We start from the raw sequence: 12,679 nt of genomic DNA, 5'->3' as shown, positions 1-12,679 counted from the left end.
GGGGCCGGCATGGGACCTGTAGGTGTTTAGCGCAAGGCGGCAACATGGCCGTGGCGCAGTTAGCGGAGCGACGGCGGTTCGGATGGTCGAATCCCGGCGCCGTTTAAAAAAATATTTTTATTTTTGGGTGGTTGGGGAAAACATGAAACATGCAAAGCGACTTCAATCGTTGATGCTCGGGCTGTCGTTGACAGCGGCCGGCGTCCCGGCGTGGGCGGCCGATACCGCCGCGGCGGCGGGCAAGTATGCGGGCACGGGCGGACCAGTTCCGTTTGAAATGAACCTGCAACCACCGGCGACGCAAATCGCGCACGAGATCTACGATCTGCACACCTGGATGATGATCATCTGCCTGGTGATCTTCGTCGCCGTGTTCGGCGTGATGTTTTACTCGATCTTCAAACACCGCAAATCGCTGGGCCACAAGCCGGCCACCTTCCACGAAAGCACCACCGTCGAAATCGCCTGGACCGTGGTGCCGTTCCTGATCGTGATCGGCATGGCCCTGCCGGCGACCCGCACCGTGGTCGGCATGAAGGACACCTCGAACGCCGACATCACCATCAAGGCCACCGGCATGCAGTGGAAATGGGGCTACGACTACCTCAAGGGCGAAGGCGAGGGCATTGCCTTCCTGTCGAACCTGTCGACCCCGCGCGCGCAAGTGGGTTCGCCCGGCGTGCAGCCGAGCGAGAAACGCGGCGACAACTACCTGATCGAAGTCGACAACGAAGTCGTGGTCCCGGTTAACAAGAAAATCCGCATCGTCCTGACCGCCAACGACGTCATCCACGCCTGGTCGGTGCCGGCCTTCGGCGTCAAGCAAGACGCCATTCCGGGCTTCGTGCGCGACACCTGGTTCAAGGCCGACCACGTCGGCAAGTTCCGCGGCAATTGCGCCGAGCTGTGCGGCAAGGAACACGCGTTCATGCCCATCGTCGTCAATGTGGTCTCGGCCGAAGACTATAAAGTCTGGGTGGACGGCAAGAAGAAAGAAATGGCCGCGCTGGCCGACGATCCAAGCAAGACCTGGACCATCGACGAGCTGAAAACCAAGGGCGAAAAAGTCTACACCACCAATTGCATCGTTTGCCACCAGGCCAACGGCAAGGGCTTGCCGGGCGCCTTCGCCGCGCTGGACGGCTCGAAAGTGGTGAACGGTCCGAAGGCCGAGCAGATCAAGGTACTGTTGCACGGCCAGAAGAGCGGCGCCTACCCGTCGGAAATGCCAGCATGGAAGCAGTTGTCGGATACGGACATTGCGGCGGTGATCACCTACACCCGCAACAACTGGTCGAACAAGGCCGAAGAAAACATCGTTCAACCAGCCGAAGTTCTGGCTGCACGCAAGTAATTAGGAGCTTCATATGAGCACAAGCACAGTGGATCACGCGCACGACCACGGCCACGATCACGCCCACGATCACCCGCACGGCCTGCAACGCTGGTTGTTCGCAACCAACCATAAAGATATCGGTACCTTGTACCTGTGGTTCTCCTTCGTCATGCTGATGTCGGGCGGCGTTCTCGCCCTGCTGATCCGCAGCGAGTTGTTCCAGCCGGGCCTGCAGTTCTTCCAGCCGGAGTTCTTCAACCAGCTGACCACGATGCACGGCCTGGTGATGGTGTTCGGCGCCATCATGCCGGCCTTCGTCGGCTACGCCAACTGGATGATCCCGCTGCAAGTGGGCGCCTCCGACATGGCGTTCGCGCGCATGAACAACTTCTCGTTCTGGCTGCTGCCGCCGGCGGCGATCCTGCTGGCGACCTCGTTCCTGGTGCCGGGTGGCGCCACCGCCGCCGGCTGGACGCTGTACGCGCCGCTGTCGACGCAAATGGGACCGGGGATGGACATGGCGATTTTCGCCATGCATCTGATGGGCGCCTCGTCGATCATGGGTTCGATCAACATCATCGTCACCATCCTGAACATGCGCTGCCCTGGCATGACCTTGATGAAAATGCCGATGTTCTGCTGGACCTGGCTGATCACCGCCTACCTGCTGATCGCCGTCATGCCGGTACTGGCGGGCGCCATCACCATGACCCTGACCGACCGCCACTTCGGCACCTCGTTCTTCAACGCCGCCGGCGGCGGCGACCCGGTCATGTACCAGCACATTTTCTGGTTCTTCGGCCATCCCGAAGTCTACATCATGATTTTGCCGGCTTTCGGCATCGTCTCGCAGATCCTGCCGGCCTTCGCCCGCAAGGCGCTGTTCGGTTACGCCTCGATGGTCTACGCCACCGCGTCGATCGCCATCCTGTCGTTCATCGTCTGGGCCCACCACATGTTTACCACCGGCATGCCGGTGACCAGCCAGCTGTTCTTCATGTACGCGACGATGTTGATCGCGGTGCCGACCGGCGTCAAAGTGTTCAACTGGATCGCCACGATGTGGCGCGGTTCGATGTCGTTTGAAACCCCGATGCTGTTCGCGGTCGGCTTCATCTTCGTGTTCACCATCGGCGGCTTCACCGGCCTGATCCTGGCGGTGACGCCGATCGACATCCAACTGCAGGACACCTACTACGTGGTGGCGCACTTCCACTACGTGCTGGTGGCCGGCTCGCTGTTCGCCCTGTTCGCCGGTTTCTACTACTGGTCGCCGAAATGGACCGGCCACATGTACAACGAATTCCGCGGCAAGGTGCACTTCTGGGCTTCGCTGGTGACCTTCAACATCACCTTCTTCCCGATGCACTTCCTGGGCCTGGCCGGCATGCCGCGCCGCTACGCCGACTACCCGGCGCAGTTCACCGACTTCAACATGTGGGCCACCATCGGCGCCTTCGGCTTCGGCCTGTGCCAGGTGTACTTCCTGTTCTTCGTCGTGATCCCGACCATCCGCGGCGGCAAAAAAGCCGAAGCGAAGCCATGGGACGGCGCCGAAGGCCTGGAATGGACCGTGCCTAGCCCGGCCCCGTTCCACACCTTTGAAACCCCGCCGACGGTAAAATAATGGCGTTGACGGGCCGGAGCGTCATCCGGCCCGCACTTGATTGAACGAAAAGCAGACTGCCATGTCAGACCAGAAAAAACCGAACAACCTGAAGACCGGCCTGATCATCGGCTCGATCGCGCTGGTGTTCTTCCTCTCCGTCTTCGTCAAGCACATTTGGCTGAGCTGACGTGAGCGACGACGCGCAAGAAGTCAAAGGCTTGAACCGCAAGATGCTCGGCAAGTTGCTGGTCGTCGCGGTGTTGATGTTTGGCTTCGGCTACGCGCTGATCCCGGTCTACAAACAGATTTGCGAGGTGTTGGGCGTGAACGTGCTGACCCAACCGGACGGCACGGTCGAGTACGACAAGAACACCCAGGTCGACAAGAGCCGCACCGTCACCGTCGATTTCGACGGCAACGCGCAGGGACCCTGGCGCTTCCGCCCGGTGGTCAACAGCATGAAGGTGCACCCGGGCGAACTGGCGACGGTAATGTACGAAGTGGTCAACACCCAGGCGCGCACGGTCAACGCGCAAGCGATACCGAGCTACGCGCCGCAAAGCGCGACGCCGCACTTCAAGAAGGTCGAATGCTTCTGCTTTAAACAGCAGACGTTGAAACCGAACGAGGCGCGCCAGATGCCGGTGGTGTTCTTCATCGACCCGGCGCTGCCGAAGGACGTGAAGACCATCACCCTGTCGTACACGTTTTTTGAAATCGCCGGCCTGAGCCAGGCGCAGTGAGCATGACAACGGGGATGGCGGCATGAGCGAGTTGAAAAACCGGCCGAAGCAGGCGTCCTTCCTGTATTCGCTGAAGGCGGTGGTGTGGTCGTTCACCGGCCTGCGCCGCAAAAGCGATTTCGACGCCGACGCGGCCAAGTTGAACCCGGTCCACATCGTCATCGCCGGCTTGCTGGCGGTGGCCTGCCTGGTCGGCGTCCTGATCGGCATCGTCAAGTTTGTCGTGTTGTAAACATCAGTAAAAAAAATTAGCAGTTCACCGAATACAGATTGATTTAGGAGATGAAGATGAGTTCAACACACGCCGCCGCGCCGTACTACTTCGTGCCAGGCCCATCCAAGTGGCCTATGCTGGCCGGCCTGAGCCTGCTCTTGACGATGATCGGCGCCTCGGCGTGGGTCAACGACGCCGGCTGGGGTCCGTACCTGACGTTCGTCGGCCTGTTCGGCGCCATCGCGGTGCTGTACTTCTGGTTCGGCGACGCCATCGGCGAATCCGAAAAGGGCCTGTACAGCCAGCGCATCGACTACTCCTTCCGCTGGAGCATGAGCTGGTTCATCTTCTCCGAAGTGATGTTCTTCGGCGCCTTCTTCGGCGCGCTGTTCTACGCCCGCAGCATTTCGATGCCGTGGTTGGGCGATCTGGACCATAAATTCATCTGGCCGGACTTCGCCGCCCACTGGGGCAACACCGGCCCGGCCGGCGTGGTGCAGGAATTCACCACCATGGGTCCTTTCCCCATCCCGACCATCAACACCGCCCTGCTGCTGCTGTCCGGCGTTACGCTGACCATCTCGCACCACGCGCTGCGCGAAGGCCAGCGCGCCAAAACCGCGCTGTTCCTCGCCGCCACCGTGCTGCTGGGCGCCGTCTTCATGGGCTTCCAGGTGTACGAATACATGCACGCTTACAGCGAGCTGAACCTGAAAATGACCTCGGGCATCTACGGTTCGACCTTCTTCATGCTGACCGGTTTCCACGGCTTCCACGTGACCCTGGGCGCGATCATGCTGTCGGTGATTCTGTACCGCGTCATGAAGGGCCACTTCACGCCGGAGCAGCATTTCGGCTTCGAAGGCGCGGCCTGGTACTGGCACTTCGTCGACGTCGTCTGGCTCGGCCTGTACGTCGTCGTATATTGGTTATAATCTGCTTGCAATCGGCGGCGGGCGACCGCCTCGTTGAAAAGCCGCACGCTGGGGACCCCGCGTGCGGCTTTTTTCGTGGCGGCTTGTTTGGTTGTTATGGCAACAGTTAAGCCAAGCAATACCGGGGACAGACCACGATTTCCGGGAAATACTTTCCCGGAAATCGTGGTCTGTCCCCGGTGTTCAGCGGATGCCGGTGGGGGTGATGTAGCCGAGCTTGTAGCCGAGCAGGATCAGCAGGAACAGCGTGATCGACAAGCCGACGCGTAGGGCCAGCGCGTGCACCGTGCGGTTGCTTTTGCCCTTGTCGCGCATCAGGTAGAACAGCGCCGAGCCGAGGCTGCCGAGGATCAGGATGAAGGCGATGGCGACGACGATTTTCATGGATGGTGGTGGTGGTTTTGATGAGGACTCCATTGTAATGCGTATCCGTTTCCGTTTTAGGTGGATTCCCTTCGTCGCCACGCTGCTGGTGGTGGCGCTGGGCGTGTCGCTGGGCCAGTGGCAGGACCGCCGCGCGGCGCAAAAAACCGCGCTGCAGGCCAGGCTGGCCGCCGGCAACGCCGCCGCGCCGCTGGCGCTGGGGCCGCGGCCGTTGGCGCCGGCGCAGGTCGAGTTCCGCCGCGTCGCCGTCAGCGGCCAGTTCGTGCCGGGCTGGGCGCTGTACCTGGACAACCGGCCCTACCAGGGCCGCGCCGGCTTTTACCTGTTAATGCCGTTTAAAATCGCCGGCTCGGACCAGCACGTGCTGGTGGCGCGCGGCTGGCTGCCGCGCCACAGCGCCGACCGCGCCCGCCTGCCGGTCTACGCGACGCCGGCCGGCGTTGTCAGCATCGAGGGCATCGCCAGGCTCAACGCCGGCCACGTGATGCAACTGGGAACCGCCGCGCCGCTGCGCCCGGACGCCATCGTGCAAAACCTTGACATCGGCGAATTGGTCAAGGCCAGCGGGTTGCGCCTGCAGCCGTTCATCATCGAGCAGAGCGGCGCGGCGGCGGCCGGCGACGCGCTGGTGCGCGACTGGCCGGCGCCTGCGCTGGGCGTCGACAAACACCGCGGCTACGCGTTCCAGTGGTACGCGCTGGCGTTGATGGCCCTTTTATTTTTTGTTTTTACAGGATTTCGCCGTGGACCAAACTAAACCGACTACCCCGCAAGTGGACCAGCAGCAGCAAAACCGCGGCCGCTGGAAGCTGCTGATGGTGCTGGGCGTGTGCGCCTTCCCGCTGATCGCCTCCTACGTCACCTATTACGTGATCAAGCCGAGCGGACGCACCAACTACGGCGCGCTGATCGACCCGCGCGCCTACCCGATCCCGGCGCTGGGCGCGACCACGCTGGAAGGCAAGCCGACCGGCCTGGAAGCCTACAAGGGCAAGTGGATCATGCTGCAAAGCGGCCCGTCCGACTGCCAGCAGGCGTGCAAGAAGCAGTTGTTCGCCATGCGCCAGTTGCGCCTGATGCAGGGCAAGGAAATGGAGCGTCTGGAGCGCGTCTGGCTGGTCACCGACGGGCAGCCGCTCGACACCACCGTCATGCGCGAGTTCGACGGCACCCACATGCTGCGCGTGCAGGCGCCGGCCTTGAAGGCCTGGCTGCCGGTGGAGGCGGGCGGCAACGCGGCCGAACACATGTACCTGATCGACCCGCTCGGCAACCTGATGATGCGCTTCCCGAAGGACGCCGACCCGTCCAAGGTGAAGAAGGACATCGGCAAGCTGCTCAAAGCGTCCGCGATAGGCTAAACCATGCACCTGACCCTGGCCCAACTGGCCGTCACCGGCCTGCTGATCGCGCTGCTGCCGCTGGCGATGGTGTGGACGTCGTCGGACCCCCACAAATACCGCAAGCTGGTGTGGATCGCGGTGTTCCTGACGTTCGACCTGATCATGTTCGGCGCCTTCACGCGCCTGACCGATTCGGGCCTCGGCTGTCCCGACTGGCCCGGCTGCTACGGCCTGGCCAACCCCTTCCTGGCGCACCAGGAGATCCGCGCCGCCGAGGCCTTGATGCCGAGCGGCCCGGTGACGCTGGCCAAGGCCTGGATCGAGATGATCCACCGCTACCTGGCGATGGCGATCGGCGTGCTGATCGTGGCGCTGATGGCGCAGGCCTGGCGCCAGTGGCGCGCCAGCCGGCGCGCCGAATTCTCGCCGTGGCTGCCGACGGCGCTGTTCGTCTTCGTCTGCGTGCAGGGCGCGTTCGGCGCCTGGACCGTGACCTTGAAGCTGCAGCCGCTGATCGTCACCATCCACCTGCTGCTGGGCATGGGCTTGCTGGCGATGCTGGTGTGGCTGGGCGCGCGCCAGGACAGCGCGCTGGCGCCGCCGCCGCCGCGCACCGGGCCGCTGCCGGTGATGCGGCGCGTCCGCGCGCTGGCGCTGTTCTCGGCGCTGCTGCTGCTGGTGCAGATCGCGCTGGGCGGCTGGGTCAGCACCAACTACGCGACGCTGGCCTGCACCGACTTCCCGCTGTGCGCCGGCGCGCTGGTGCCGGCGATGGACTTCGAGCACGGCTTCACGCTGTGGCGCGAGCTGGGCAAGACCGCCGCCGGCCACTACCTGCCGTTCTCGGCGCTGACGGCGATCCACTGGGTGCACCGCAGCTTCGCGCTGCTGCTGCTGCTGGGCGTAGGCTACACCGCCCACCGCGCCTGGGGCCACCCGTCGCTGCACCGGCTGGCGCGCGGTATCGCCGCGGTGTTGGCGCTGCAGGCGTGCAGCGGCATCGCCACCATCTACTTCGACTGGCCGCTGGCCATCGCCGTGCTGCACAACGGCGGCGCCGCGTTGCTGGTGCTGCTGCTGACCATGTTAAACTACCGGGCCAAGCTGCAACTTGAGATTGCGCGCCGAGCCGCCTCCAGCGCCGCACCCACGCAATTTTCGCCTGTGAAACACCACCAATGACGACCCAGACCGCTACCCATAAATCCACCCACCGCATCGCCCAGTACTGGGCGCTGACCAAACCGCGCGTGACCCAGCTGGCGGTGTTTTGCGCCGTCATCGGCATGTTCATGGCCACCGACGAGCTGCCCGACTGGCGCGTGGTGGTCGCCGCCACCGTCGGCATCTGGCTGCTGGCCGGCGCGGCCTTCGCCGTCAACTGCCTGGCCGAGCGCGAAATCGACGCGCGCATGGCGCGCACCGCGCGCCGGCCGATGGCCATGGGCGACATTTCGGTGACGCAGACGGCGGTGTTCTCGGCCGTCATCGGTGGCGCCGGCATGTGGATCCTGTACGCGCTGGTGAACCCGCTGACGATGTGGCTGACCTTCGTCACCTTCGTCGGCTACGCCGTCATCTACACCATGATACTGAAACCGGCGACGCCGCAAAACATCGTCATCGGCGGCCTGTCGGGCGCCATGCCGCCGGCGCTGGGCTGGGCCGCGGTGGCCAACGACGTGCCGATGCAAGCCTGGCTGCTGGTGCTGATCATCTTCGTCTGGACCCCGCCGCACTTCTGGGCGCTGGCGATGTACCGGCGCGACGACTACGCCAAGTCCGGCCTGCCGATGCTGCCGGTGACGCACGGCCTGCCGTTCACCCAGTTCCACGTCTGGCTGTACTCGATCGCGTTGGCCGCCACCACGCTGCTGCCGTTCGCGGTGCACATGAGCGGCATGATCTACCTGGTCTCGGCGGTGCTGCTGAACGCCGTGTTCCTGCGCCACTCGTGGAAAATCTACCGCCACTACACCGACCTGATCGCCCGCAAGGCGTTCACCTATTCGATCGTCTACCTGTCGCTGCTGTTCGCGGCCCTGCTGGTCGACCACTACATCAAACTCTAAAACATGAAAAAAATCCTCGGCTCGACCCTGCTGGCCCTGGCCATGGCCTTGGCGCTGACCGGTTGCGGCCAGCAGGCGTCGGCGCCCAAGCTGGCATTCAAGAACACCGACCTGACCGGCCTCGATTACGCCAGGGACTTCGCGCTGACCGACCACACCGGCAAGGCGCGCACGCTGGCCGACTTCAAGGGCAAGCTGGTGGTGGTGTTCTTCGGCTACACCCAGTGTCCGGACGTGTGCCCGACCACGATGGCCGAGATGGCCGCCGTGATGAAGGACCTCGGCCCGCAGGCCGAGCAGGTGCAGGTGGCGTTCGTCACCGTCGACCCGGAGCGCGACACCCAGGCCCTGCTGGCCGAATACGTGCCGGCTTTCGATACACGCTTCCTCGGCCTGTACGGCGACGCCGCCGCCACCGCCAAGGTGGCCAAGGAATTCAAGGTGTTCTACGCCAAGGTGCCCGGCAAGACGCCCGGCAGTTACACCGTCGACCACACCGCCGGCAGCTACGTGTTCGACCGCAACGGCAAGCTGCGCCTGTTCGTGCGCCACGGCCAGGGCGCCGCGCCCATCGTCCACGACCTCAAGCAACTGCTGTCCTGAACGCCGCCGCGCCGGCCGGCCGATTGACTCCACCAGAAGGGTTGTAAGGCATGGAAAAACGTTTCGAGGCGGTGGTGCGCATGGCCGCCATCCTGTTTTTGCTGATCGGCTGCTTCTACGTGCTGCGGCCGTTCCTGGCGGCGATGCTGTTCGCCGCCTGCGTCAGCATCTCCAGCTGGCCGCTGTACCAATTCCTGTTGGCGCGGCTGAAGGGGCGGCGCAATCTGGCCGCCGCCATCATGACGCTGTCGCTGGTGCTGTTGATCATCGTGCCGCTGGCACTGGTGACCTACAACCTGGCCGACAACGTGGCGCGCATCTACGACCAGATCAAGCTTGCGCTCGACTCCGGCTCGCTGGCGGCGCCGGCCTGGCTCAAGCAGGTGCCGCTGGTCGGCGAGACGCTGGACGGGTATGTCAGCCGGCTGATCGGCAGCAAGGCTGAAATGCTGGAGCTGGCCAAGAACCTGCTGGAACCGGCGCGCCGCTTCGTGCTGGCCGGCGGCCTGCTGCTGGGCCGCGGCGTGGCGCAGACCAGTCTGGCGGTATTCGTCAGCTTCTTCCTGTACCGCGACGGCGAGGCGCTGCTGGCGGCGCTGTCGGCCGGCATGCAGCGCATCATCGGCGAGAACGCGGCGCAGGTGTCGCTGACGGTCAGCCGCACCGTGCGCGGCGTCATGTACGGCCTGCTGGGCACGGCGTTGGCGCAATCGCTGGTGGCGGTGCTCGGCTTCCTGATCGCCGGCGTGCCGGCGGTGGCGCTGCTGGGCCTGGGCACCTTCCTGTTTTCGCTGATCCCGGTCGGCCCGCCGCTGCTGTGGGGCGGCGCCGCGGTCTGGCTGTTCAACCACGGCCAGACCGGCTGGGGCATCTTCATGCTGGCCTGGGGCCTGTTCCTCATCAGCGGCGTCGACAACGTGGTCAAACCGATGCTGATCAGCCGCGGCAGCAGCCTGCCGTTCCTGCTGGTGTTGCTCGGCGTGCTGGGCGGCGTGCTGGCGTTCGGCTTCGTCGGCCTGTTCATCGGCCCGACGCTGTTGGCGGTGCTGTACGGCCTGCTGCGCAACTGGACCGGCATCCCGCCGGAGAAACTCTAGCGCGGTTGTAGTAGGTCGGCTTGCGCCGGCCTCGGCGGCCCCGGTGGCTAGTCGTGGGCGTGGGCGTCGGCGTCCGGCTCGTTCGGGTAGTTAAGCATGCCGGCGGCCAGGTCGGCGTCGACGTGGCGTTCGAAGATCGCCCTCAGCGTGCCGTCGGCGCGCATCTCGCGCAGGTGCTTGTCGAACAGTTCGACGGTTTCCAAGGGCACGCTCTGGCGCGACAGCACCAGCGCGCCCACCAGGGTGTCCCTGGGCGCCCAGTCCATGGCGCGGAACGCGTCGCTAAATTCGGGGTTTTTGAAGAGCTGGCCCCAGCTGGTGGCCAGGCTCAGCACCGCCTGCACGCGGCCGATCTTGAGCAGCTTGATCAGGGCGGTATATTCGGCGACGTCGTAGACCCGTCCCTGGGCGCGTAGTTTGTCGAGCCAGGCGTCGTAGGTCGGGCCGTGCTTGAAGCTTTTGACGACGCCGATCTTGTAGCCGGGGTCGGCCAGGAATTCGTCGAGGTTGCGCACTTTCGCCGCCACGCCCTTCGGCAGCAGCAGGTAGTTGCGCGCCGCCAGGTAGGGGACGAACCGCGCGTATTTATGCCGTTCCGGGGTGGCGATGCCCGACACCGTCATGTCCAGCGCGCCGCTTTGCAGCATGGCCCAGATGCGCACGCGCGATTCGGTCAGCGGGAAGAAGCGGCAGCCGCTGCGCCGCGCCAGTTCGTTGACGACGTCCTGGTCGATGCCGGTCCAGCCGCCCTCGGCGCCGCGGTAGTGCAGCGCGCCGTGGTCGTAGAAGCCGACGCTGAGCAGGCCGCAGCCGGGCGCGGCGGGCTCGCGCGCCTGGGAGACGGCGGCGCCGCCCAGCAGGGTGCAGCACAGGAGGAGGCGCTGTAGCACGTCGGTTTTCCCTCAAAGTTGCCACCACTCTAGCAGAAGCGCGGCCGCCTTCCAACAGGTTTAGCCCGGCGCAGCCGTTCAGTCCTGCTCGTCCGGCCCGTGGCGTTCGAGTTTCGGAATCACTTTGATGAGGACGATGCGTGGCCCGTTCATTTTCTTGACGACAATGTCGAAGTCGGCGAAGTCGATGCGCTGGCCCTGTTTGGGAATGTCGCCCAGCTTGACCATGATCAGGCCGCCGACCGACTCGACGTCGTCCAGGCCGAGTTCCTCGTTTTCGATGTCGATGCCGAGGATGCGTTCAAGCGAGAAGATCGGCAGGCTGGCCTTGCCGACCAGGGTGCCGTCGGGCTGGCGCAGCCAATCGTTCTCGTTGAGGCGGAATTCGTCGCGGATTTCGCCGACCATCGCGCCCAGCAGGTTGTCGAGCGTGATGAAGCCGAGCGGGCGCTTGCCCTTTTCGCCGATCAGCGCGAAATGCGGCGCGCCGTCGCGGAAGCGGCGGAACAGCTCCAGCGCCGGGGTGCGCGCCGAAATGATGTCGACCGGACGCAGGAACGGCGTCATCGAGGTGATCGGCTTGCCGGCCTGTTGGGCGAAGAACAGGTCCTTCAGGTGGATCACGCCGAGTACGTCGTCGCCGTTCTGGTCGAAATACGGATAGCGGCTGAAGCGGTTGCGCAGCACCGTCTGCAGGTTCTCTTGCAGCGACTTGGAGGCGTGCAGGGCGATCACCTCGTTGATCGGGCGCATCAGGTCCGCCACCGTCAGCTGCTCGAAGTCGAGCGACTGGGCCAGGATGTTGCGCTCGTCGCGGGTGAATTTTTCGCCCGGCTGGCTGGTGCGCAGGATCAGCTTCAGCTCTTCGGTCGAATAGTGCGAGTCGTGGCCGCCGGTGCCGGACAGGCCGGCCAGGCGCAGCACCGCGTTGGCGCTGGCGTTCAAGACCCAGATGGCCGGGTACATCGACCAGTAGAAGCCGTACAGCGGCAGCGCGCACCACAGGCCGATGGCCTCGGGGTTGCGGATCGCCAGGGTTTTCGGCGCCAGTTCGCCGACGACGATGTGCAGGAAGGAGATGACGCTGAAGGCGAAGGCGATGGAAATGCCGTGGATCAGTTGCTGCGAGGTCACGCCGAGCGCGCCGAACAGCGGTTCAAGCAGGCTGGCGAAGGCCGGTTCGCCGACCCAGCCCAGGCCCAGCGAGGCCAGGGTGATGCCGAGCTGGCAGGCCGACAGGTAGACGTCGAGCTCGCCATGGACCTTGCCCAGGATGCGCCCGCGCAGGCCCTGCGACCTGGCGATGGCGCGGATGCGGGTGCGGCGCAGTTTGACGATGCCGAATTCGGCGGCCACGAAGAAACCGTTGAGGGCGACCAGGAACAGGGCGAGTACGACCAGAAAAACGTTATGCATATGTGCCGTTATGGCTGTTAAAACAAGCATCATAAAC

The 12,679-nt window shown here is 64.4% G+C and carries 15 protein-coding genes; 12 read left to right on the top strand and 3 right to left on the bottom strand.

What is annotated here, in order from left to right; translation table 11 throughout:
- The first annotated feature begins 142 nt into the window (after positions 1–142).
- From coxB to JANGC3_RS0125075, 6 genes are all read left to right on the top strand, one after another.
- Positions 143–1,354 (top strand): cytochrome c oxidase subunit II, encoded by a 1,212-nt coding sequence (gene coxB / locus JANGC3_RS0125100; RefSeq protein ID WP_026133497.1) that lies wholly within the window; start codon positions 143–145, stop codon positions 1,352–1,354.
- A gap of 13 nt (positions 1,355–1,367) precedes the next feature.
- A complete protein-coding gene (gene ctaD, locus JANGC3_RS0125095; RefSeq protein WP_026133496.1) occupies positions 1,368–2,963 on the top strand; it encodes a cytochrome c oxidase subunit I in 1,596 nt (531 codons plus the stop codon).
- A 61-nt stretch (positions 2,964–3,024) separates the two neighbouring features.
- Entirely contained in the window at positions 3,025–3,132 is a 108-nt protein-coding gene (locus JANGC3_RS33970) for a cytochrome oxidase small assembly protein (RefSeq protein ID WP_017879251.1), read from the top strand.
- A gap of 1 nt (position 3,133) precedes the next feature.
- Entirely contained in the window at positions 3,134–3,688 is a 555-nt protein-coding gene (locus JANGC3_RS0125085; RefSeq protein WP_017879250.1) for a cytochrome c oxidase assembly protein, read from the top strand.
- A gap of 22 nt (positions 3,689–3,710) precedes the next feature.
- Positions 3,711–3,920 carry a DUF2970 domain-containing protein gene (locus tag JANGC3_RS0125080; protein ID WP_017879249.1) on the top strand — a complete coding sequence of 70 codons (210 nt, stop codon included), beginning with the start codon at positions 3,711–3,713 and terminating at the stop codon, positions 3,918–3,920.
- Between the two features lie 56 nt (positions 3,921–3,976).
- The gene (locus tag JANGC3_RS0125075) at positions 3,977–4,837 is read left to right on the top strand and encodes a cytochrome c oxidase subunit 3 (protein WP_026133495.1); all 861 of its coding nucleotides are present in this window, start codon (positions 3,977–3,979) and stop codon (positions 4,835–4,837) included.
- Positions 4,838–5,020: 183 nt separating this feature from the next.
- On the opposite strand, the gene JANGC3_RS0125070 is transcribed toward JANGC3_RS0125075, so the two are convergent.
- Complete coding sequence (locus JANGC3_RS0125070; RefSeq protein ID WP_017879247.1) at positions 5,021–5,221, bottom strand: twin transmembrane helix small protein; 201 nt, start codon at positions 5,219–5,221, stop codon at positions 5,021–5,023.
- 37 nt (positions 5,222–5,258) lie between these two features.
- On the opposite strand from JANGC3_RS0125070, the gene JANGC3_RS0125065 reads away from it, so the two are divergent.
- From JANGC3_RS0125065 to JANGC3_RS0125040, 6 genes are read left to right on the top strand one after another with little or no spacing between them, the layout of a single operon-like run.
- A complete protein-coding gene (locus JANGC3_RS0125065; protein ID WP_017879246.1) occupies positions 5,259–5,978 on the top strand; it encodes an SURF1 family protein in 720 nt (239 codons plus the stop codon).
- 58 nt (positions 5,979–6,036) lie between these two features.
- A complete protein-coding gene (locus JANGC3_RS0125060; protein WP_232429825.1) occupies positions 6,037–6,582 on the top strand; it encodes an SCO family protein in 546 nt (181 codons plus the stop codon).
- A gap of 3 nt (positions 6,583–6,585) precedes the next feature.
- Positions 6,586–7,746: a COX15/CtaA family protein gene (locus JANGC3_RS0125055; RefSeq protein WP_017879244.1), complete on the top strand. Its 1,161-nt coding sequence runs from the start codon at positions 6,586–6,588 to the stop codon at positions 7,744–7,746.
- Positions 7,743–8,636, top strand: a complete 894-nt coding sequence (cyoE, locus tag JANGC3_RS0125050) for a heme o synthase (protein ID WP_017879243.1) — start codon at positions 7,743–7,745, stop codon at positions 8,634–8,636. The genes JANGC3_RS0125055 and cyoE overlap by 4 nt, the downstream gene beginning before the upstream one ends.
- A gap of 3 nt (positions 8,637–8,639) precedes the next feature.
- Positions 8,640–9,239: an SCO family protein gene (locus JANGC3_RS0125045; protein ID WP_017879242.1), complete on the top strand. Its 600-nt coding sequence runs from the start codon at positions 8,640–8,642 to the stop codon at positions 9,237–9,239.
- Positions 9,240–9,289: 50 nt separating this feature from the next.
- Positions 9,290–10,336, top strand: coding sequence for an AI-2E family transporter (locus JANGC3_RS0125040; RefSeq protein WP_017879241.1), 1,047 nt, complete (start codon positions 9,290–9,292; stop codon positions 10,334–10,336).
- A gap of 47 nt (positions 10,337–10,383) precedes the next feature.
- On the opposite strand, the gene JANGC3_RS0125035 is transcribed toward JANGC3_RS0125040, so the two are convergent.
- Together JANGC3_RS0125035 and JANGC3_RS0125030 are read right to left on the bottom strand one after the other, a co-directional pair.
- Positions 10,384–11,226 (bottom strand): substrate-binding periplasmic protein, encoded by an 843-nt coding sequence (locus JANGC3_RS0125035; protein WP_017879240.1) that lies wholly within the window; start codon positions 11,224–11,226, stop codon positions 10,384–10,386.
- Between the two features lie 78 nt (positions 11,227–11,304).
- Positions 11,305–12,642 (bottom strand): hemolysin family protein, encoded by a 1,338-nt coding sequence (locus tag JANGC3_RS0125030; RefSeq protein ID WP_017879239.1) that lies wholly within the window; start codon positions 12,640–12,642, stop codon positions 11,305–11,307.
- Positions 12,643–12,679 lie beyond the last annotated feature (37 nt).

The sequence above is a fragment of the Janthinobacterium sp. CG3 genome, assembly GCF_000344615.1.
Classification (GTDB): domain Bacteria; phylum Pseudomonadota; class Gammaproteobacteria; order Burkholderiales; family Burkholderiaceae_D; genus Janthinobacterium.
This window is presented reverse-complemented; position numbering and strand designations above follow the sequence as displayed.

Coding starts and splice junctions, on each gene's coding strand:
- cyoE (WP_017879243.1), top strand. CDS start 7,743: ATGACGACCCAGACCGCTACCCATAAATCCACCCACCGCATCGCCCAG.
- JANGC3_RS0125065 (WP_017879246.1), top strand. CDS start 5,259: ATGCGTATCCGTTTCCGTTTTAGGTGGATTCCCTTCGTCGCCACGCTG.
- JANGC3_RS0125060 (WP_232429825.1), top strand. CDS start 6,037: ATGGTGCTGGGCGTGTGCGCCTTCCCGCTGATCGCCTCCTACGTCACC.
- JANGC3_RS0125030 (WP_017879239.1), bottom strand. CDS start 12,642: ATGCATAACGTTTTTCTGGTCGTACTCGCCCTGTTCCTGGTCGCCCTC.
- JANGC3_RS0125075 (WP_026133495.1), top strand. CDS start 3,977: ATGAGTTCAACACACGCCGCCGCGCCGTACTACTTCGTGCCAGGCCCA.
- coxB (WP_026133497.1), top strand. CDS start 143: ATGAAACATGCAAAGCGACTTCAATCGTTGATGCTCGGGCTGTCGTTG.
- JANGC3_RS0125040 (WP_017879241.1), top strand. CDS start 9,290: ATGGAAAAACGTTTCGAGGCGGTGGTGCGCATGGCCGCCATCCTGTTT.
- JANGC3_RS0125080 (WP_017879249.1), top strand. CDS start 3,711: ATGAGCGAGTTGAAAAACCGGCCGAAGCAGGCGTCCTTCCTGTATTCG.
- ctaD (WP_026133496.1), top strand. CDS start 1,368: ATGAGCACAAGCACAGTGGATCACGCGCACGACCACGGCCACGATCAC.
- JANGC3_RS0125045 (WP_017879242.1), top strand. CDS start 8,640: ATGAAAAAAATCCTCGGCTCGACCCTGCTGGCCCTGGCCATGGCCTTG.
- JANGC3_RS0125055 (WP_017879244.1), top strand. CDS start 6,586: ATGCACCTGACCCTGGCCCAACTGGCCGTCACCGGCCTGCTGATCGCG.
- JANGC3_RS0125070 (WP_017879247.1), bottom strand. CDS start 5,221: ATGAAAATCGTCGTCGCCATCGCCTTCATCCTGATCCTCGGCAGCCTC.
- JANGC3_RS33970 (WP_017879251.1), top strand. CDS start 3,025: ATGTCAGACCAGAAAAAACCGAACAACCTGAAGACCGGCCTGATCATC.